Below are 19,274 nucleotides of genomic sequence, written 5' to 3'. Positions count from 1 at the left end.
TGAGCCAAAAGGGACGCTTTATCCAACTTGCGTCTGCGCTCTTTGGCAGGTCTCGGGTGCAAATCCCGCGCACCAAGCCAGCGATAAAGGGTTGGCCGGCTGACCTGAAACAATCGTGCCGCTTCCGTCAGCCCGCCGCCTCCACGCACATAGCCGACAACACGCTCACGTAAATCAACGCTATAGCTCATCATTCGCCCCTCACAAGGTGGCAAATATTAGCACGTAATGTTGTTAATGTGAATCACTATAAATGTATGAAATTGCTCGTTCAAACAGAGCTGGGGTGTTTTTCATCAGATGAAAAACACCCCAGTGTCCTGCCCCTGAAGTCCGCTGCATCTCGCAGCGGGCGGAAGGGACAAGCAGGCCACTGAAAACAAAGCGCTCGGGTCCCGCGAGGGAAGATATTTTGATGTTAAGAACTTTAGAATCGGGACACTAGAGTGCTGCTTCGGCGAAAATCCGCGTCACATCTCCGCCCCATGCACCGTGGTAGCGTTCCAGCCAGTGTTCCGCCTGGGTTGGCGCGCCGGCGGCGATTTCCGCCAGCGGCGCCAGATAGGCTTGTTCGTCCTCCCCGGCGGCGTTTTTGCGGGCGCGGTTCTTCAACCCGTCACGGGCGATCGCCACGGCCTCGCGCGCGAGGTCGCGCAGGGTGCCCGCGCCGTATCTGGTGTTGATGCCGCTGACCGGCACAGCGGCGCGCAGGGCCAGTATTTCGGCGTAGGTGAGATGTTTCACCAGGGCCTCGGCGGCGGCGAGGGCTGCGGGGTCGTAGAAGATACCGGTCCAGAGGGCTGATTGCGCCAGCATCATTTCCGGGCGGCCGGCGTCGGCGCCGCGGGTTTCAATGTATTTTTTCAGGCGGACATCAGGGAAGGCCGTGGTGCAATGATCGGCGAAATCGCCCAAAGTGGCGTGTATGCCCGGCAGCGCGGGCAGCTTGCCCGCCATGAAGTCGCGGAAGGATGCGCCCGCCGTGTCGATGAATTCGCCGCTACGGTAGACGAAATACATCGGCACATCGAGCAGCCAGTTGGCATAGGCCTCAAAGCCGAAGCCTGGCTCGAAGACCGCGGCGGGGATGCCGGAGCGGGCGTTGTCGGTGTCGGTCCATACCTGGGCGCGGTTGGAGAGCAGCCCGTTGGGCTTGCCCTCATAGAAGGGCGAGTTGGCGAACAGCGCGGTGGCCAAAGGCTGCAAGGCGCTGGCGACGCGCATTTTGCTCACCATGTTGGCCTCGGAGCAGAAATCCAGGTTCACCTGCACGGTGCAGGTGCGCAGCATCATGTCCAGCCCGCGGGTGCCGACCTTGGGCATGTAGGCGCGCATGATCTTGTAGCGGCCCTTGGGCATGAAGGGCATGTCCGCGCGGGTGGCGGTGGGGTGGAAGCCCAGAGTCGCGAAGCCGAGGCCAAGCCCGGGGGCGATGGCGTGCAACCGGGCGATGTGGCCGTCCAGCTCCGCCTTGGTGGCGTGCAGATCCGCCAGCATGGCGCCGGAAAGCTCGAACTGGCCGCCGGGCTCCAGCGAGAGCGAGGCGCCGCCCTCGCCCTTCAGGCCGATGGTGTTGCCGTGGTCGAGGATCGGGCTAAGACCTCCGGCAGCCTGAAAGGCAGCCAGCAATTCGCCGATGCCGCCCTTTTGCTCATAACTTGGCGGCGCGAAGCTGCTCAGGCCGAAGCCGAAGGCCTCGTGCTCGGTGCCGATGGTCCATTGCGCCGGCGGCTTGGCGCCGGAGGAGAAATAGGCCGCCAGATCGCGGATATCGGTAATCGGCCGGTCATCGGCGTCTCCGGGGTTCGACAAACTTCAGCTCCCTTTTATGGTTCCGCCGCGAGCAGGAGTGCGAGCCCTGCGATAGCGGCGGTTTCGGCCCGCAGGATGCGGCGCCCCAATGATACGCGTGTAACAAGGGGTGTCCGTGCGATACCTTCAAGCTCCCCATCGGTAAAGCCACCCTCGGGGCCGATCATCAGCGCGCTGGGGCCGGGGGCGGGGGCGAGCAGGGCGGCGCTGCGGCGCTCATCGGCGATGAACAGGCGCCGCGCGGGCCAGTTGGCCATGAGTTTTTCCACATGCAGGGGTGCGCGGACCTCGGGCACGATCAGGCGTTCGCATTGTTCGGCGGCCTCGATGGCGATGGCGCGCAGGCGGTCCAGGTTCACATGGTCAGCCTGGGTGCGCGCGGTGAGAATCGGCTGGATGACCGAGGCGCCGAGTTCGGTCGCCTTTTCCACCACGAGGTCGGTTTTTTGACGTTTCAGCAAGGCGAAGCAGAGCCAGCAGTCAGGCTCGGGCGCGGGCGCGCGGGTTTGCGCCGAAATCTCCAGCGTCACTGCCTTGCGCGAAATTTTTGTGACACCGGCGCGCCACTCGCCCGCGGCGCCGTTGAAGAGGCGCAACGTGTCACCCGGGGCCAGGCGCATGACATTGGCGAGGTAGTGGGATTGCGCCTCCGGCAGCGGGATTTGCGCCCCTTCATGCAGCGGGGCCTCAACATACAGGCGAATTGACGTGGTGCTCATGGCGGGCACATTAGCATCCATGACTGGATTTACCGATATACGCGCCGGCGGCTGGGTCCGTCATCTTCCGCCCTCGATGCGCCCCTACGCGATTCTCGCCCGGTTTGACCGGCCGATTGGCGCGTGGCTGTTGTTTTTGCCCGGTCTGTGGTCGATCATCCTGGGGGCGCGTGGCGTGGGTGTGGCGCTGTGGCTGCTGTTGCTGTTCGCCGTGGGCTCTGTGGTGATGCGCGGCGCGGGCTGCGTGGTGAATGATTTATGGGACCGCAGGATGGATGCGCAGGTGGAGCGCACCCGTACCCGGCCGCTGGCCTCGGGCGCGCTGAAGCCCCTCGACGCGCTGGTGTTCCTGGTGCTGCTCGGCGCCGTGGGGCTGCTCATCCTCAGCCAGCTGGATTTCCCGGCGCGGATTTTGGGGGTCGTCAGTCTCGCGCCGGTTATTGTTTATCCGCTGGCCAAGCGGGTGACCTGGTGGCCGCAGGTGGTGCTGGGCTTTACCTTCGGCTGGGCGGCGCCCATGGGCTATGCCGCCGCGAGCGGGGTTTTTTGGTCGTGGTCCGCGCTCTGCCTCTATGCCGCCGCGATTCTGTGGATTTTGGGGTATGACACCATCTACGCGCACCAGGACCGTGAGGATGATGCGTTGATCGGTGTGAAATCCACAGCCAGGCTGTTCGCGGATAATACGCGCGGGCTGTTATGGGTGTGTTACGGCGGCATGATTCTGCTGCTGGCCACCGCGATGGCGCTGGCGGGGCTCAATATTTATGGAATTTTGACGCTGGCCCTGCCGGCGGCGCTGCTGCTGCGCCAGATCATGCGACTCGACATCAATGACCCGGCGTTGTGTCTGCAATTGTTCAAATCCAACCGCGAGGTTGGGCTGGCGATCGGACTGGCGATGCTCGTGGGGCAGATTTAGCGGCCTTGCGCGCCATGCGGCGGGGCATGACCCCGCGCGGATGGCTGGTGGGTTGATTGTATATCGACCGCTAATAAATTGTTTGACGCCTTGAGCCGATCAAGTTAGGGATTTGGCTAAACCAGATAAAAATTTCGCGCGGGATGATTAGGCACCGGGCCGGAGGAGCAAGCCGGGCGGGGCGGCAAAGCCTGAAAGCGGATAATTGAGAGGAATGGGCGTCATGGATTTTTGTAAAGTCGAGCGCGAAGGCCGGCTGCTGATTGTGACGATGAACCGGCCGGATAGGCTGAACGCGCTGATCCCGGAATCGCATGACGAAATGGCGGCGATTTTCAACGAATTCCAGGCTGATGATACGCTGGATGTGGCGATTCTCACCGGCGCCGGGCGGGGGTTTTGTAGCGGCTCCGATATTTCGGCCTATGTTGCGGGCACCAACCGGCCGCTGCCGCCCGAAGGCGGTGGGGGGGTGACGCATAATCATGGTCTGACCAAGCCGGTTATCGCGGCGGTAAATGGCGTGGCAATGGGCGGTGGATTTGAGATCGCCCTGGCCTGCGACCTGCTGATTGCCTCGGAGGAGGCGGCATTTGCGTTGCCGGAACCTCTGGTGGGCGCCGCGGCGCTGGGTGGCGGGATTTTCCAGCTTTGCCGCAAACTGCCTTATGCGATTGCGATGAATCTGCTGCTGACGGGCGACCGGCTTTCAGCGGCGGATGCGCATCGCCACGGGTTGGTGAATCAGGTTGTGCCGGCGGGTGAAGCGCTGAATGCGGCGAAGGCGGTGGCGGCAAAAATCATGCGTTGCGCGCCGGTGGCTTTGCGGGCAACCAAACAGATGGCGGCGCTGGCATTGCGCGCCGCGCCGCCCGAGGAGGCGGAACGCGAGGAAGCCGCCGCGCGGACGCGCGTGATGGCAAGCGAGGATTTCAGGGAAGGGATGGCGGCATTCATGGAACGGCGCAAGCCGGTCTGGCGGGGCCGCTGAAGCTGCGTGTGATGACGGCAAGGGGGCGGCCATGAAGTTCATCGGAAGAGACAGTGTAAAGCAATATACGAAAGCCGATTTTATCCGGCAGGAACCGCATGGTGTGTTGTGGCAGGACAGCGCCTGGCTGAACTGGTGGGACGTCGAGGGCAAGGTAGGCGGCGTGCATCGCATTGGCCATGAGTATGGCAAGCCCGATGGGCAGCCCGACAAGGTTGCAGCTTGGACAAATCTGGTGACGCCGAAAGGCGTGTACCGGCGGATACGCTATCTGCCGTTGCGAGAGGCGGACAAGCTGCCCATGGGCTGGGGCGGTGGCGATGATACCGTGCGGGTTGAGTTTGATGATAAGGGCGATTCTGAATGGATTATCGACGACCCGGAGCATGGCGTTTCCGCGCGGCTGCATTTTTCTGATTTTCATGGTGCGTTCAGGGGGTTTCCCAGTTCTGGCCGGACCTCGGAGGACATTGCGCCCGACCATATTGACGTTGCCGGCAGCGTGACCGGCACGATTACCATGCAGGGCGGCACGTTCCAGGCCAACGGCATGGGCTCGCGCGACCATGGCTGGGGGCATCGCGATCTGCATACCATGCTCTCGCACCGCTATGTATCTGGCACATTCGGTCCGGATTTTGCTTTTTGCGCCTGGGCGATCCACAACGGCGTGAATGATACGGTGGAGGCGTTCGGCTGGGTTGTTAAAGGCGATACCGTGATATTTCCGAAGGATATCGACATCGTCGCGTATATGGAAATCGACTCCGCCTCGACACGCGGCGGGCGGATTGTGTTCACGCTCCCGGGTGGCGAGGTGGTGGATTGCGAGCTGAGCGCCGCGGCGCCGGGGCTGATGAACTACTTCCATAACATGCCGAACCTGAACACGCTGTGCGTGGCCAGATGCAACGGCCGGCTGGGGGCGGGCATGTTTGAGAGCTCCTCCAACTATCACCATGGCCACCGGGCACCGAGCAAGATGCTGCGCGGGTTGGTGGGGGATGGGTTTTTTCCGGCGGTGGCCGAGGGGGGATGGAATTTGCCGGGCACGCCCTTCATGCCCAAGCGGACGCTGTAGCCGGTTTGGCCAAAACCGTTCGCGCCGTTGGCCAACCCGCGCGCAGCGCCCTGCGTCATGAATGACGTAGGGTACTGGCTCTTTGTTTTGGCGCGCAAATTTATCCGATCAAATGTTTTCATCTGATCGGATGTTGCTCTAGGATACAGCCTTATTCTGGGCAGGCGGTGAAATGAATACGGTTAAAGCGGCTGGGCGGCCGGTAGTGGTGAAGGCGCAAGCGCCGGCCGAGGGCGCTAATTCTCCGCGCAAGGAGAAAATTCTGCAGGTGGCGATTGCGATGTTCGCTGAACGCGGCTTCGCGGATGTGAAGATACGCGATATTGCCACTGAGGCGGGCGCCGAGGCGCCGACGATCTACCACTATTTTGGCAATAAGGAATCGCTCTACCGCACCGCCTGTTCGGTTTGTTTTGAGCGGGCCTCCAAATACGCCATGGTGGTCATCAGCCAGGATGGGCCGGTTGAACAGCGGTTGTATCTGTATGTTCTGTATATGTTCGACTCATATATGAACGACGTGAATTTCAGCAAGTTGATGCAACGCCAGTTGTTGGAGTGTTCGCCTGAAGAGTTGAGCACGCATGTGCATAAAAGCGTGTCGCAGAATTTTACGGCGCTGGAAAATGCCATCGCGGCCCTTCGGCCAAAGCAAACGGCGGCCAGGATTACGGTGGCGCTGTATTCACTCATCTATGGGGCGACGCAGTTGAGCCCGCTCTGGGGCGGGGCGCCGGATTTGCAGTTTGCCACGGGCGGATCGCCGAGCGAATTGGCGCAATTCACGCTTACGTTGGCGTTGCCGGAAATCGATTGGAAGGCTGTGGACCAGAAGTGCCGGAAGGTGGGACCGAACTCGGGAAAAGTTCAAGATTGACAGTGCGCGGCCCCCTATGTAACCGTTGTTATATAGAGGGGAACGCGCCAGGAAATGGTAAACCGTCAAGGGCCGCTTAAAGGCTTATGTATTGTTGAATTCGCGGGCATTGGTCCGGGGCCGTATTGTGGCATGTTGCTGGCGGATTTGGGGGCGGAGGTCATCCAGATTGATCGCCCGGCGGGAGCGACCGCGGCTTATGGTCTTGATCCGACGCGGGATATTCTGAATCGCGGGCGGCGCTCCGTGGTGCTGGATTTGAAGGACCCGGCGGCACTTGAGCAGGCGCTGCAACTGATAGACGGCGCCGATGCGGTGATTGAGGGCAACCGGCCTGGTGTTGCCGAGCGGTTGGGGTTTGGCCCGCAAGTCTGCCTCGCGCGTAATCCGCGGCTGGTTTATGGGCGGGTAACGGGCTGGGGGCAAACCGGGCCGAAGGCGCGGGAGGCGGGGCATGATATCAACTACATCGCCCTCGCCGGCGCCTTGCATATTTGTGGCCGCGCGGGTGAGCGCCCCGCGATTCCGCAGAATTTTGTTGGCGATATGGCGGGCGGCGGCATGCTGCTTGCGTTTGGCATTGCTTGCGCGATCATCGAGGCAAAAGGCTCGGGCAAGGGCCAGGTGGTTGACGCGGCGATGATCGAAGGGGCGGCATCGCAGCTTTCGGCGATTTTGACCGTGCGCGCGGCGGGGCGCTTTGATGATGAGCGCGGCACGCATTTTGGTGATGGCGGTGCGCATTTCTACGAAGTTTATGAGACGGCCGACCACAAATATCTGTCGGTGGGGGCAATTGAACCGGCATTTTACAAAGCCTTCCGCGAGGGAGCGGGGCTGGATGATCCGCAGTTCGACAACCAGATGGACGAGCGCGCCTGGCCGGAGCTGAAGGAAAAAGTGGCGCGCAAAATCGCCACCAGGACGCGCAGTGAATGGATGGAGATTTTCTCCCCGGATGCCTGCGTGGCGCCGGTGCTTTCGCTCTCGGAAGTGGAAAATGATCCTCATATCGCCGCGCGGAAAGTGTTTTTCCGGCAGGGCGATGTGTTGCAAGCGTCGCCTGTACCACAATTCAGCCGCACGCCGGGGGCTGTATCGTGCCCGCCGCCGCAGCATGGCGCGGATACGCAAGCGGTTTTGAACGAACTGGCAGCGAAATCAGGAGATCATGCATGAGCCAGCTAACGTCGCTCTTTTCACCCTTCAGGATCGGCTCGATGGAGGTCGAGAATCGCATCATGCTGCCGGGCATGTCGGCGGGGACGATGCTGGATGGCGATGCGCAGCCGACGGATGAGATGATTGCATATTTTGTGGAGCGCGCGAAAGCCCGGCCAGGGTTGATGGCCATTGGCGCCTCAACCGTGGTGCCGCAGGAACCACCGCGTAAAACTTCGATTGCGCTCGATCACGACAAGCGGATTCCGGCGATTAAAAGATTGGTCGATGCGGTGCGCGCGTACGGGCCGAAATTTGGGATTCAGCTTTATGACGGTGGTGTGCAGGGCGCGGATCTGGTTCAGCTTTCGCCCTCCGGCGTGCCCGCGAATGCCGCCGCGGTGGGGGATGCGCGGTATAAGCCGGTGATAAAAATATTGACGGCGGAGGATATTGCACAGGTTGTGGGGTATTTCGCGGCGGCTGCCCGGCGCTGCAAGGCCGCGGGGTTTGACTTTGTGGAAATCCATGCCGGACACGGTTATCTGATCAGTGCGTTTCTCTCGCCCTTTTTTAACAGGCGAACAGATGACTATGGCGGCAGCTTTGAGAACCGCGTGCGCTTCATGATCGAAATTTTGCGCGCGGTGAAGGCAGCCGTGGGGCCGGAGATGGGCGTTGGGGTTAAAATCAACGGTGATGATTTTATGCGTGAGCATGGCTGGAGCTTGGCCGATGCCTGCAGGTTCGCGCCGATGCTGCAACAGGCAGGGGCGGATTATATCTCGGTGACCGCCGGTGTGATGGGCGCGCCGCGCCTGACAATTCCGCCGCTGTATGAAAAGCAGGGTTGTTTTACGGACCTCGCCGAAGCGGTGAAGAAAACCGTTACGATTCCGGTGGCAACCATCGGCAGGATCAAAAATCCGGTGATGGCGAACGAGCTGGTAGCGGATGGCAAGGCTGATATTATTTGTATGGGCCGTGCGATGATTGCGGACTCTGAAATTGTTAGCAAGGCGCGGCGCGGCGATTTCGAGGATATTCGCTTCTGCCTTGCGGATTGCCGTGGCTGCGCGGACCAGGAGATGCGCTCGATCAAGCGCGGCATTGCTGGACAGGTAAGCTGTGTGGTGAATCCGCGTATGCAACGTGAATCTGTTTGTATTGATATTGAAGGTAGTGCCAGGGCAAATCCGAAAAAAGTGCTGGTTATCGGCGGCGGGCTGGCCGGGCTGGAGGCGGCGCGGCGCACGGCGTTTTCGGGGCATCATGTTACGTTATGTGAGAGCCGCGGATGGCTCGGCGGACAGATTCGCTACGCCGCGATGATCCCCGGCCGGCGGGAAATTGCGGACATGCTCCCTTGGTATGAGCGGCAGATTAAAAAATATGGTGTGGATGTGCGGTTGAATACCACGGTGGACGCGGCTTTGCTGGAGTCTCTGAAGCCTGATGTGGTGTTTGTGGCCACTGGCAGCGTGCCGCAGGTGCCGCAGAATATGATCGAGAGCATAGGCAATGCGGAGAACATCGATATTCTGTTAATTGACGATCTGCTGGAAGAGAAGATTGAAACACGCGGCAATATTCTGGTCATTGGTGGCGACCAGATTGGCATGCAGGCCGCGGATTATCTCTCCGAAGGGGGCGCCAAGGTTTATGTGGCGGAGGCGCATAACCATTTTGCGCAGAAACTTGCGGCAAATGACCGCTGGTATCTGGTCGCGCGCACAATTGAGAAAGGAGTACAGCGCTTTAAGAATGTGCATGATATCGAAATTGCGGAAAATGGAACCGTGACGCTGGTAACCAGAACGGGCCGGGAAAAACTTCCCGAGATTGGTACAATTGTTTTTGCCAGTGAGCGCCGCTCGGCCCGTATGTTGGTGGAAGTCGCAAAGTCAAAAGGGTATGATACGCATGTCATCGGAGATGCGTTTGACGTGACTTCTGAAGACGCGGGCACGATTTTCGCGAATATTGCCCAGGCATATGATACTGCACGCCGGATTTAGCGACGGCCACAGAGTGGTTGGTGTTTGAGCGGCCCTGTGGATGAACCTGAGGGCTACTGGAATTCATTCTATCAAAATTTTGTGGCGCGGTGTATATTGGGCGCGCTCAACTATACGCTCGGATTGATATTGTGCCAGAGGGCTGGTCAGGCCGTGATTTTATTGACCCAAGCCGAATAGGCATTCGCAATTCGGGATGGCGATGCATATTGAGAGTGGAACGCGTGCAAACCAGTTGATAAGGAAGCGTCTCATGAGGGAGCAGTTGATTTCGCGTATTCTCGACTCAGCGCATGATTTGATTTCATCGGCCAGGATAGAGGGGACACGGGTTTATAACAGGCAGGATGAGTTACTTGGCGCGCTGCATTCCGTGATGCTGAACAAGCGTACAGGGAAGGTGGCCTATGCTGTCATGTTACTTGAACAGCCAGCCGGCGCCGCCGTTGCGGCGCACCCGCTGCCGTGGTTGATGCTGAAATATTCAGAACAAAAGACGGCGTATGTGATTGACCTCTCCCACGAAGTTCTTGCAAAAGCGCCGCGGTTCTCACTGGATGAGCATGATCGCCCGAGAACGATCTCAGAGGCTGATTTGCATAATTTTTACCAATATAACGATGCGCCCGAGGGCGCGCTGGAGTTGCCGATTGAACCAGGTGATTTCAACGCACAGACTATATGACGAATGTCACTATTGCGGACATATTCGCGCAAAAATATGGAGATAACGCCATGACGGCGAGAGCGGCAATATTTTTGGATGAATGGATGCGCGATTATGTTACGCCCGGCCCCTATACGCGAACGGCTTGCGCGGAAGCGGCGTTGAAGTGTGATCGATTGATTGAGGATGCATACCATGCGGGGATCTCATCGGCGGAGCTTGAAGCTGAGGTAGGGAATTTGAAGCAGTTCCTGTTAAAAATAATCGATGAAAAAACAGCGGCGGAAGTGCGGCGTTTGGGGGAAACCGGAGGCATTGACGTTTGAGCGAGCGGACTGCTGCCATAAATATAGCGTTGTAGAAATTGCCGATAAAAGAGGGGAAACTCGAATGAGCATTCGTTATGGTTATGATGAAGAGCACGAATTATTCCGCCGTACGGTGCGTGCGTTTTTAGACAGGGAACTTGAGCCGCATTACCGGCAGTATGGCGAAAAAGGCGGGCTGGATAAGGATTTTTGGCGCAAGGCCGGCAAGGCGGGAATTTTGGGCTCTGGCGTTCCTGAAGAGTTTGGCGGGCCGGGTGGCGATTTTGTCTTTAACGTCATCCTCGCTGAAGAACTTGGAAGGTCGGTTGGTTCGGCTGTTACAGGCAGTTCGCTGATGGCGGATATCGCCACATATATTCTCATGGGACACGGCACGCCGGCGCAAAAGGCTAGGTATGCGGCGGGAATTCTGGCTGGTGAAGTTTCGCAGGCGATGCCGCTGACAGAACCAGATGCTGGAAGCGATCCGACCGCAATTAAAACGACGGCGATTCGTAGCGGCGAGGACTATGTCATCAATGGTGAGAAATATTTTATTTCAAACGGCACCAATGCTGACGTTTTGTATGTAGTCGCGAAAACCGACCCGGCGAAACGTGGTGGCGGGATGAGTATCATTATTGTCGACGCTGAGACCAAGGGTGTGTCGCGCCATAAGATCCCGATGGTCGGGTGGCCGGCGGGCGACACCGGGGCGTTGAATTTTGATAATGTTCACGTTCCTGTTTCGAACCTTCTTGGCAAGGAAGGCGGCGCGATGGAAATTCTGATGAGTGTGTTTCTGGAAGATCGTATTCAGATTGGCGCACGGTCTCTGGGAGCCGCAGAGCGTGCATTGGAACTTACCCTCGATTATACGAAGGAACGAAAAGTTTTTGGACAACGTGTGATTGATTTTCAGAATAGCCAGTTCGTGCTCGCTGAGGTGAAAACTGATATTGAAGTTGGCCGCGCCATTCTCGATCAATCAGTCATGAAGCTACGAGACAAAAGGTTTACGTTCGAGGATGGTGCAGTACTCAAGCTGTGGATGACAGAGATGGAGAATCGCGTTGTCGACAAGTGTCAGCAATTGTTCGGCGGCGCGGGGCAAATGAAGGATATGCCGATCGCCCACATGTATACGGCGGCGCGGATTCAACGAATCTATGCCGGAACGTCTGAACTTCAGAAAGTCTCGATTGCCCGAGCGTTGATGAAGTAGATGTTCGCTGTGGGTATGAGGCAATTGGTGAGGTTCGTTTAAATTTGGTGCCTGGCAAAAGATTGCAGAAAATAGCTAATGGAGAAAAATATGCAGGTTCAATCCCAAGGCCATGATATTAATTTGTCGTCGCTTCCGACGAAGGGTGATGTGATATTAAGCGAGATTAATCAACTTCGTGACTTTGACCCGTTATACTGGAGCATTGAATCTCAGTGCTGGATTGTCTCGGGGCATGCGGAAGCGACTGAAGGCTTTAGCGGAGAGTTGCCACTATCCAGCACGCATATTCCAGCTTCTCTCTATCGCGCCGTGCCGCCGGAGGAGTTTCCGAAGCGGTTACCTAATACGCTGAGGTATATGTCCAAGATTGTGACGAATCTGGATGGTGCCGAGCATGCTAATTTGCGCCGGCTATTGGTGAAGGCACTTAATCGCAAGCTGGTTGAAAGCCTGCGCCCTTATGTGCGGGCACGGGTGAGCGAGTTGTTGGATAAGGCTGAAGCCTTTGGACAAATTGAATTTCATGAAGGAATTTCACGCATGTTGCCTGGCGCTGTGATTCTCAGATTGCTGGGAATGGCGCCTGAGTATCTATCCAGACTGAAGGGCTGGGCTGATGGTGTTACCGCGGCACTGACCTCGTTTAATCCGGAGCCGGCGTGGCTGGACCGTCTGGAAGTTATTACAACGGATATGTTGCAGGTTTTTCAAAAAGAAATAGAGGACCGGAGAATAAACCCAAGGGAAGATCTAATTACCCAGTTGCTGAACACTACGGAAGGAGATGCACGCCTGACCATGGATGAAGTGTTGGCGACTTTGCTTCTGGTCATAATTGCGGGCCATGACACGACGAATAATTCGCTCACTCTTGGGATTCGTGCGCTCGCGGCGCATCCGCAGGCCTGGGCCTATTGGCGGGCGCATCCGGAAAAAAGCGTCGATAATGCAGTGGAATTAATGCGCTATATCGCCATGTCAACCGCGTTGCCACGGATTGTATCAGAAGATTTTGAATGGCATGGACGCCGGCTGAAACAAGGGCAATTGGTGATGTTGATGATCGCTGGGGGCAACCGTGATCCGAAAGTGTATACACAACCTGAAGTATTGGATTTTAATCGTCCCAATGACAGGTCACTGACATTCGGTCCTGGGTTGCATCATTGCATTGGCCATTTGCTGGCAAAGTTGCAGTTGAGCGAGTTTTTTAACGCGATGGTGGAACGATTTGACGGCGTAGAAATCATAGAAGAGCCGCAATTCACCAATGCGCTTGTGTTTCGTAGTGTAGCGGCGCTGAATGTGCGGTTTCGCCCGCGGATGGCTAACTGACTGGTTGCTGCTGTTCGCTGGGCTGGAGCGAAGCCACGGGTTCGCCGTGTACTCTGGAACGGTATAGCAACATGGATATTTGGCAAATATTTTGACTTTGATTCTGAGCCGCGCTTTATTTTTCCCTTTTGCGTTTTGGATTGCCGAATAGGCGCTGATATACTTCCGGCAATACAATCTGCAACACATTTTTTGTCAGCCGTTCCGGTTGGCGATCGACGATCAGCATGTCCTCGCCGATAACGTTGCCGACATGCATGTATTGTACGAGACCGAACATGAGTGCGTAAATAGAGAGTGCCGCGAGGGGGGGCGGATTATCAACGGCTTTGGCGATGGATTGTTTGAGGGTTTCGTAGCCATCGTAAAAAGCTTCCCGCTCGAGCAATGCCAGACCTTCATTGTCTGCTTCGAGTAGTTCGCGCTGAAAAAGCTTTAGCAAATGCGGATCATTTATTAAAACAGTCGCCAAAGTCAGGACGAAGCGATACAATTTTTCATCGATTGTGCCGGGCTTGGAGAGTTCCTTGCCGATCGTCTCGGAGCTTCCCTTAAAGACGGCCAGGCAGCACTTGAGGTATAGTGTCCGCTTGTCCTTGAAATGGAGGTAGATAGAGGGAACCGTGATACCTGCCTGTTCGGCAATCATTCGGGTGGAGACGCGGTCGTAGCCGTATTTTGTAAAGGCCGAGGTTGCAACTTCGAGGATCGTTGCTTCGGTCTGCTCGCCGGTTTTTCTGCCGGGCTTTTTGCGAACGGGCGCAGGCGAGGTATCGGCAGGTCGGTCACTAAGTTTGGTATTTGGGGGCATAACAAGAACATAGCGCGAGCCGGATTTGCGTCAACCTGACGGCCGCGTTAGGCATAATTATTAGCGATCACTATATAAATAAAAGTTGACACGCAGTTTGTATTTTTCCTATTGTAAAAGGAAGAAGAAGGAGAAGCCCGTGAAATGAGCGCGGCTGTGCTCCTATGTTTGGGGAGATTTTAATGATCGCCGACAATTTGGTTAATCCGTTCAACCATCTCCAAGAGTTGGAGTTGCCTCATGAAATCGTTGTTATGGAGAATTGGACAGAGCACTATTTTTTTGCTGGCTACGACATTGAGGCTGGGTTCGGCGCCTGCGTCCATGTCGGGCGGTTGCCAGCGGACCCGACCATATGGCGTGCTGTGATACAGATATATCTCCCAGGTGAAAAGCTGTTGGTTGCAAAATATCATGGCCGTGATGGGCACGCGCGCGGGCCTGGAGCGGGGCCTTTCAAGGCGTCGTGTATCGATCCTTTTCGTCTTTGGGCGGTAGAATTTGATGGTGCGGCCTTCTCGACGACGCGTCAGGAGATCATGCGTGAAGTATTGCGTGATGGCCCAGCCGAACCAGTTAAATTCCACATGCTGCTTGAAGCCGCAGGACCGATTTTTGGCCGGACGGATGACCATGGAGAGGGGCGTTCGTCCAGCACATTCCACTCTGAACAAATTTGCCGTATGCGCGGTCACATTGTCTATCAAGGTAAACGCATTGAACTTTCAGGAACTGGGGTGCGCGATCATTCATCCGGCCCGCGAGATTATGGGCCGGTGATAGGCGACATCTGGTTTCACGGCTGCTTCCCCAGCGGTAAAATTGTGCAGACGCAGGTTGTGCGCTTTGAAAGTTTTGAGATAAAAACGGCCTATATTTTTCGTGGAGATGGAACGCCTCTGGAGATGGTTGAAATTATCGAGCATCCACACGTTAACTCCAGGGACGCAGGGCCGCAAAGTCTCGCGGCGGATCCGCTCTCTGAAGCGGCACGAAATTTTAAAATTGTGTTGAAGTCAAGACAGGGAATCGAGGTTATTGAAGGTGAGCTGCAGCATAGCCACGCAATTACCTATTTCGCGCCGGTTGAAGAGTTTCTCGGTACGGACCTCACGCGTCCCGACGGTATCCAAATGTGTGAAGCGCCCGTAAAGTTGCGGTGGAATGGTGAAAATGGATCTGGTATTCGTGAACGCGTGGCGCGCACAGGAACTTTGTTCGCTTGCTCATGATGGTCAGTTCATGCGACGGGCGGGCCGCTTGGCGCATGGCCGCAACTGGTAGGATAAAAGTAATACTTTCCTCTTGTTAGCTAAGAAAAAGGCAGGCATCGCATGGCGATAATGGAAGAAGCTGTGACGTTCGTGCAGAAAGAAAATGTAGCGGAGTTGGGTAGTGAATTGATTCCGACTGAACTCTACTATTCTCAAGAACAGTTTAAAATTGAGCGTGAGCGGGTTTTTTCCAGGGCATGGCTATTTGCCGGCCGTGATGTGGAAATTCCAAAGCCGGGTGATTTTTTTGCGAAGGAGTGGGATATCTGCGACGCGAACATTCTAATCACGCGCGGTAAGGATAGCCAGATACGGGCGTTTCATAACGTCTGTTCGCATCGCTCTGTAAAAGTTGTTTGGGAGGATCGGGGAAGTGCATTTGGATTTAGTTGCCCGTATCACGGTTGGCGCTATGGATTGGACGGCGCTGCCGTAAGCATCCCTGATTCCGAGAGTTTTTTTGGTCTTGATATTAAGAGCTGTGGACTGACGCCAGTTCATGTTGAGGTGTGGAATAGTCTTATCTTTATTAATCTGAGTGCCGCGCCCGAACAGACACTGCTGGAGTTTCTTGGGCCAATCAAGACAAAAATTCTCGAACATTCGCTTGAGGGGTTTGAGTCGTTTGTGACTATTGGGGGCGATGTTCCGGTTAACTGGAAATGTTTGATTGATAATTTTCAGGAGACTTATCATCTCGCCTCCGTCCACCGGCTCAGCGTCGCAGACCGCTCTGTAGGTAGTGAGAATCCACTGGCTCACCCAATCAGCTTTGAATTTTTCGGTTTGCACCGGCTTATGGGCGTCTGGGGAAATCCTCATCGCAAGCCGGACCTTGTTGAAGGCATCGCCATAAAGGGTGGTGGCGTAATCTCGCAGGGTGCTGTTCAGCAGAATGATTCCCACAAGCTCCTGCGACATCCGAATTGGCAACTTGACGTGCATGGCATTTTTCCAACTCTTTTGTTCGATGTGGCGCCAACGTTCTTTTTCATCCACGAATTTTTCCCGGTTACGGTGGATCAAACGCGCTGGCATTCCACTGTGTGGTTTCCAAAAGCTATCAATGCTGCGCAACGTTTCAGTCAGGAATACAGTGTCGCCGCGTTTAGGGATACGGTGGCGGAGGATCTTGCTGTGTTGCGTACCCAGCAGAGAGCCATTCGTTCTGGCGCCAAGAAATATTTTAATTTCCAATTGAGCGAGACAATGTGCCGGCATAGTTATATGATGTTGAATAAATATATTGAGCAATCTCCAAATCAGGCGGTGGATTGAGGGAAGTAATCATGTCAGACGATGCATCTTTGTTGCCGGAAGGCTTTGCGGATCTGGAGCCATTTGTTACTGATTGGGCGATTACGACCATGAAGGCGCGCCTTCATCGCCGAGTTACCAGTACAGCGCGCGAACGCCGGGGGTTTTATGCCGCGATGGCGCCGCGCGCGCAGGCTGCTCTGGATTATTTGAATCCGATTTCCTTAGATGATATATCGAAGAAACCTGAGACGGACCGTCTGATGAAACTTATACTTTCGCTGGCTGAAATAGCACTCACAGAAGAGATCAATGGTCAGGAAGTTGAAGCTGAGCATGCGCGGAGCAATCGTCAAATTTTTATGGTCAAGGAGCTTGACGAACTTTAAGGGTAGCCAGCGCTATAACTGGCTGCGTACAGGGGCGTGGAAATGTTAAATGATTTGTTCGGGCTTGAGGGAAAATCCTGCCTTGTAACGGGGGCCAGTCGTGGCATTGGGCGGGCCGTGGCGATTGGGCTTGCTGAGGCTGGTGCCGATGTTGCACTTGTGGCGCGCACGGAAAGCGAATTGAAGGACGTGGCGGCGAGGATTCAATCTCTTGGCCGTCGTGCCCTTGTATTGCCAGCTGACATGAGCAAATTTGATACACTTCCAATCCTGATTGAAAATATGATGAAAGCGTGGGGAAAAATTGATGTCCTGGTGAATAACGCGGGTATTTCTATTCGCGCGCCAATTGTGAGTGCAAGTATGGATGATTTCGACTACATGGTTGATGTTAATCTCAAGAGTATTCTTATTCTCTCCCAGGCTGCCATTCCTTATATGAAGCAATCAGGTTCTGGAAAAATCATTAATGTTACTTCCTTATGCGCTGTTATTGCTGATCCCGGAAGCGGTATTTACGGGATGACCAAAGGTGGACTCACGCAACTATCTCGGTCACTCGCGGTTGAGTTGGCCAGGGATGGTATAAATATTCAGGTGAATTGTATTGGCCCTGGCGCGCATGTGACCACGCAATGGAGAGAGATTGTAAAAAATGAGCCGAAACTCGAAGCGCTTCTGGTTGCTAAGATACCAATGGGACGAGTGGCGGAGCCTGAGGAAATCATTGGAGCTTTTGTATTTTTGGCAAGCCGTGCGTCGAATTATATGACCGGGCAAACCATGTATATGGATGGTGGTTGGCTTGTTTCGTAAATATCATTAGGGAAGATTTGTAGCATGCAGCCAGATCCATCACTCTTCCTGGCGGCCATTAGGCGTGAAATTTTAGCTGTGGATTTTTTCTCGGCAAAACTGGAATCCGGACTTTCGCCGATTCTGGCCGCGCGAGCGGGAGAGACGCTGGTACATCTCGCGTTAAGACACGAAAGACTTTCAGACATTGCCGCAGAATTTCAACCGCGTCAGGTTGTTCTGCTGGACAAGATATTGGCTTATTTGCGCGAAATGAAAATAGAAATTCCTCCCCCGTTGCAGACGTTTGGCGTTGGCGCCGAGATTCAAAAATATGAGCTTTTGGCCTCTGAAATTGGCTCCTACATCAACATTTGGTCGCGTGATTTTCCGGCGAACTACCCAGAGATTTTGGCTGACGTATGCCGGGAAGCAGCGTCGATAGAAGATGGTTTTCGTAAAAGATATAATATTGAATTGGCCAAAATAAGGGCCGAGAGCGTGGAGCGGGATAAACGGTTGCCGGCGCTGACACCGGATCCGCAGGCGGTTGAGCTGACGCGATATTTACGACGGCGTTTTCCGAAGGTGGATGCAATTGAGGTGCTGGAGTTGCGCCGTCTACCAGGGGTGAATTCCAAGGATATCTATTTTTTTCGTGTCTCTGGTTTGCCGGGTTGGCCAGAAGACATGGTGTTGCGGCGTGAACCGGCCTTCAATGTTACACGTGCATCAGTCGCCGATGAGTTTGATCTCTTAAGGCGCCTGCATGAGGCTGGTATTGCGGTGCCACGTGTTTTTCTGGAAGAACGCGACCCTCAGTTCATGGGAGGGGCATTCATCGTCATGGAGCGATCTCGGGGGGAGACGTTCGGTGCGCAGCATCTGGGGGATGCAGGGAGAAAAATTGTTGCCGATGTGGCGAGATATCTCGCGGCCATTCATCAAATCGATGTCTGGACCATCAGCGAACCGTACCAGCCGGTTGACGGTTCATTGCGTAACCAGATGTTAGTTGTGCTGGATCGCTATTACGCCCGTTGGGTTGCGGAACGGCTTGAGCCGTCGATGGCGTTGGAAGCGGCCTATGCATGGATGCGTGCAAACGCCGGCTGTCTGGGCGACGATCTCTCATTGGTGCATGGCGACTGTAATTTTCGTAACATCCTCATTCATGATGAGGGAGTCTCTGTGTTCCTTGATTGGGAGCTTGCCCATGCTGGGCACGCAGCGGAGGATCTTGGCTATATCCGGCCCGACATCGAGAAGGTCATGTCTTGGGAGGAATTCATGGTGCAGTACCTGGCACATGGAGGGCGGCCGGTCAGTGACGAGGCGTTGCATTATTTCCAGGTCTGGAGCAATGTTTGGCGTACCAGCATGGCGGCTTCTACCTACGCGGGTTATGCCAGGGCTGAGCATGACAACTTCATTTTTGCGACGGTTGCATGCCATGAATATTATGCAGCATTAGATGATCTGGCGGCGTTAATGGCCCGATGCTGATTCAACGGTCGTTGAAAGAAAGTATGTATTTTGCAGGGTCTTTTTGAAATTAGAGATATCAAGCCGCGGTGCTGGCTGAGGGGATTGCCGTGGAAATGAGCATGCAGCCTTTGAGAAATTGAC

Annotated in this window: 19 protein-coding genes; 15 read left to right on the top strand and 4 right to left on the bottom strand. The window is 55.6% G+C overall.

From position 1 onward, the window contains the following. From QQJ84_RS03500 to QQJ84_RS03490, 3 genes are all read right to left on the bottom strand, one after another. Positions 1–194, bottom strand: a 194-nt coding sequence (locus tag QQJ84_RS03500) for an IS630 transposase-related protein (RefSeq protein ID WP_408861714.1), incomplete at its 3' end; no start/stop codon positions are given. Between the two features lie 247 nt (positions 195–441). Then, positions 442–1,812 carry a glutamate--cysteine ligase gene (locus QQJ84_RS03495; protein WP_284256595.1) on the bottom strand — a complete coding sequence of 457 codons (1,371 nt, stop codon included), beginning with the start codon at positions 1,810–1,812 and terminating at the stop codon, positions 442–444. A gap of 14 nt (positions 1,813–1,826) precedes the next feature. Further along, complete coding sequence (locus QQJ84_RS03490) at positions 1,827–2,531, bottom strand: 16S rRNA (uracil(1498)-N(3))-methyltransferase (RefSeq protein ID WP_284256594.1); 705 nt, start codon at positions 2,529–2,531, stop codon at positions 1,827–1,829. 19 nt (positions 2,532–2,550) lie between these two features. On the opposite strand from QQJ84_RS03490, the gene ubiA reads away from it, so the two are divergent. From ubiA to QQJ84_RS03440, 10 genes are all read left to right on the top strand, one after another. Next, complete coding sequence (ubiA, locus tag QQJ84_RS03485) at positions 2,551–3,453, top strand: 4-hydroxybenzoate octaprenyltransferase (protein WP_284256593.1); 903 nt, start codon at positions 2,551–2,553, stop codon at positions 3,451–3,453. Between the two features lie 223 nt (positions 3,454–3,676). Continuing rightward, a complete protein-coding gene (locus QQJ84_RS03480) occupies positions 3,677–4,444 on the top strand; it encodes an enoyl-CoA hydratase-related protein (protein WP_284256592.1) in 768 nt (255 codons plus the stop codon). A 31-nt stretch (positions 4,445–4,475) separates the two neighbouring features. Next, positions 4,476–5,525 (top strand): DUF7065 domain-containing protein, encoded by a 1,050-nt coding sequence (locus QQJ84_RS03475; RefSeq protein ID WP_284256591.1) that lies wholly within the window; start codon positions 4,476–4,478, stop codon positions 5,523–5,525. A gap of 172 nt (positions 5,526–5,697) precedes the next feature. After that, positions 5,698–6,402 (top strand): TetR/AcrR family transcriptional regulator, encoded by a 705-nt coding sequence (locus QQJ84_RS03470; protein ID WP_284256590.1) that lies wholly within the window; start codon positions 5,698–5,700, stop codon positions 6,400–6,402. 54 nt (positions 6,403–6,456) lie between these two features. Beyond that, entirely contained in the window at positions 6,457–7,581 is a 1,125-nt protein-coding gene (locus tag QQJ84_RS03465) for a CaiB/BaiF CoA transferase family protein (protein WP_348522659.1), read from the top strand. Further along, a complete protein-coding gene (locus QQJ84_RS03460; protein ID WP_284256588.1) occupies positions 7,578–9,581 on the top strand; it encodes an oxidoreductase in 2,004 nt (667 codons plus the stop codon). The genes QQJ84_RS03465 and QQJ84_RS03460 overlap by 4 nt, the downstream gene beginning before the upstream one ends. A gap of 253 nt (positions 9,582–9,834) precedes the next feature. Beyond that, positions 9,835–10,266, top strand: coding sequence for a PRC-barrel domain-containing protein (locus QQJ84_RS03455; RefSeq protein WP_284256587.1), 432 nt, complete (start codon positions 9,835–9,837; stop codon positions 10,264–10,266). Continuing rightward, positions 10,263–10,574, top strand: coding sequence for a hypothetical protein (locus tag QQJ84_RS03450; RefSeq protein ID WP_284256586.1), 312 nt, complete (start codon positions 10,263–10,265; stop codon positions 10,572–10,574). The genes QQJ84_RS03455 and QQJ84_RS03450 overlap by 4 nt, the downstream gene beginning before the upstream one ends. A 64-nt stretch (positions 10,575–10,638) precedes the next feature. After that, positions 10,639–11,781 (top strand): acyl-CoA dehydrogenase family protein, encoded by a 1,143-nt coding sequence (locus QQJ84_RS03445; RefSeq protein ID WP_284256582.1) that lies wholly within the window; start codon positions 10,639–10,641, stop codon positions 11,779–11,781. Between the two features lie 90 nt (positions 11,782–11,871). Next, a complete protein-coding gene (locus QQJ84_RS03440; protein ID WP_284256581.1) occupies positions 11,872–13,119 on the top strand; it encodes a cytochrome P450 in 1,248 nt (415 codons plus the stop codon). 115 nt (positions 13,120–13,234) lie between these two features. On the opposite strand, the gene QQJ84_RS03435 is transcribed toward QQJ84_RS03440, so the two are convergent. Next, positions 13,235–13,930 (bottom strand): TetR/AcrR family transcriptional regulator, encoded by a 696-nt coding sequence (locus QQJ84_RS03435; protein ID WP_284256580.1) that lies wholly within the window; start codon positions 13,928–13,930, stop codon positions 13,235–13,237. A 182-nt stretch (positions 13,931–14,112) separates the two neighbouring features. Here QQJ84_RS03435 and QQJ84_RS03430 point away from each other — a divergent pair, with 182 nt between their 5' ends. From QQJ84_RS03430 to QQJ84_RS03410, 5 genes are all read left to right on the top strand, one after another. Continuing rightward, positions 14,113–15,162, top strand: coding sequence for a hypothetical protein (locus QQJ84_RS03430; protein WP_284256579.1), 1,050 nt, complete (start codon positions 14,113–14,115; stop codon positions 15,160–15,162). A gap of 102 nt (positions 15,163–15,264) precedes the next feature. Next, positions 15,265–16,482: an aromatic ring-hydroxylating oxygenase subunit alpha gene (locus QQJ84_RS03425; protein ID WP_284256578.1), complete on the top strand. Its 1,218-nt coding sequence runs from the start codon at positions 15,265–15,267 to the stop codon at positions 16,480–16,482. A gap of 11 nt (positions 16,483–16,493) precedes the next feature. Further along, positions 16,494–16,850 carry a hypothetical protein gene (locus tag QQJ84_RS03420; RefSeq protein WP_284256577.1) on the top strand — a complete coding sequence of 119 codons (357 nt, stop codon included), beginning with the start codon at positions 16,494–16,496 and terminating at the stop codon, positions 16,848–16,850. Positions 16,851–16,892: 42 nt separating this feature from the next. Further along, the gene (locus tag QQJ84_RS03415) at positions 16,893–17,666 is read left to right on the top strand and encodes an SDR family NAD(P)-dependent oxidoreductase (RefSeq protein WP_284256575.1); all 774 of its coding nucleotides are present in this window, start codon (positions 16,893–16,895) and stop codon (positions 17,664–17,666) included. 24 nt (positions 17,667–17,690) lie between these two features. Continuing rightward, positions 17,691–19,151 carry a phosphotransferase family protein gene (locus tag QQJ84_RS03410; RefSeq protein ID WP_284256574.1) on the top strand — a complete coding sequence of 487 codons (1,461 nt, stop codon included), beginning with the start codon at positions 17,691–17,693 and terminating at the stop codon, positions 19,149–19,151. Positions 19,152–19,274 lie beyond the last annotated feature (123 nt).

The organism is Acidocella aquatica, assembly GCF_030160635.1.
GTDB classification, from domain to species: domain Bacteria; phylum Pseudomonadota; class Alphaproteobacteria; order Acetobacterales; family Acetobacteraceae; genus Acidocella; species Acidocella aquatica.
Note: the sequence above shows the minus strand (reverse complement) of the source record. Positions and strands in the feature narration are given on the sequence as shown.

Coding starts and splice junctions, on each gene's coding strand:
- QQJ84_RS03445 (WP_284256582.1), top strand. CDS start 10,639: ATGAGCATTCGTTATGGTTATGATGAAGAGCACGAATTATTCCGCCGT.
- QQJ84_RS03440 (WP_284256581.1), top strand. CDS start 11,872: ATGCAGGTTCAATCCCAAGGCCATGATATTAATTTGTCGTCGCTTCCG.
- QQJ84_RS03430 (WP_284256579.1), top strand. CDS start 14,113: ATGATCGCCGACAATTTGGTTAATCCGTTCAACCATCTCCAAGAGTTG.
- QQJ84_RS03470 (WP_284256590.1), top strand. CDS start 5,698: ATGAATACGGTTAAAGCGGCTGGGCGGCCGGTAGTGGTGAAGGCGCAA.
- QQJ84_RS03425 (WP_284256578.1), top strand. CDS start 15,265: ATGGCGATAATGGAAGAAGCTGTGACGTTCGTGCAGAAAGAAAATGTA.
- QQJ84_RS03450 (WP_284256586.1), top strand. CDS start 10,263: ATGACGAATGTCACTATTGCGGACATATTCGCGCAAAAATATGGAGAT.
- QQJ84_RS03475 (WP_284256591.1), top strand. CDS start 4,476: ATGAAGTTCATCGGAAGAGACAGTGTAAAGCAATATACGAAAGCCGAT.
- ubiA (WP_284256593.1), top strand. CDS start 2,551: ATGACTGGATTTACCGATATACGCGCCGGCGGCTGGGTCCGTCATCTT.
- QQJ84_RS03410 (WP_284256574.1), top strand. CDS start 17,691: ATGCAGCCAGATCCATCACTCTTCCTGGCGGCCATTAGGCGTGAAATT.
- QQJ84_RS03415 (WP_284256575.1), top strand. CDS start 16,893: ATGTTAAATGATTTGTTCGGGCTTGAGGGAAAATCCTGCCTTGTAACG.
- QQJ84_RS03460 (WP_284256588.1), top strand. CDS start 7,578: ATGAGCCAGCTAACGTCGCTCTTTTCACCCTTCAGGATCGGCTCGATG.
- QQJ84_RS03420 (WP_284256577.1), top strand. CDS start 16,494: ATGTCAGACGATGCATCTTTGTTGCCGGAAGGCTTTGCGGATCTGGAG.
- QQJ84_RS03455 (WP_284256587.1), top strand. CDS start 9,835: ATGAGGGAGCAGTTGATTTCGCGTATTCTCGACTCAGCGCATGATTTG.
- QQJ84_RS03465 (WP_348522659.1), top strand. CDS start 6,457: ATGGTAAACCGTCAAGGGCCGCTTAAAGGCTTATGTATTGTTGAATTC.
- QQJ84_RS03480 (WP_284256592.1), top strand. CDS start 3,677: ATGGATTTTTGTAAAGTCGAGCGCGAAGGCCGGCTGCTGATTGTGACG.
- QQJ84_RS03435 (WP_284256580.1), bottom strand. CDS start 13,930: ATGCCCCCAAATACCAAACTTAGTGACCGACCTGCCGATACCTCGCCT.
- QQJ84_RS03490 (WP_284256594.1), bottom strand. CDS start 2,531: ATGAGCACCACGTCAATTCGCCTGTATGTTGAGGCCCCGCTGCATGAA.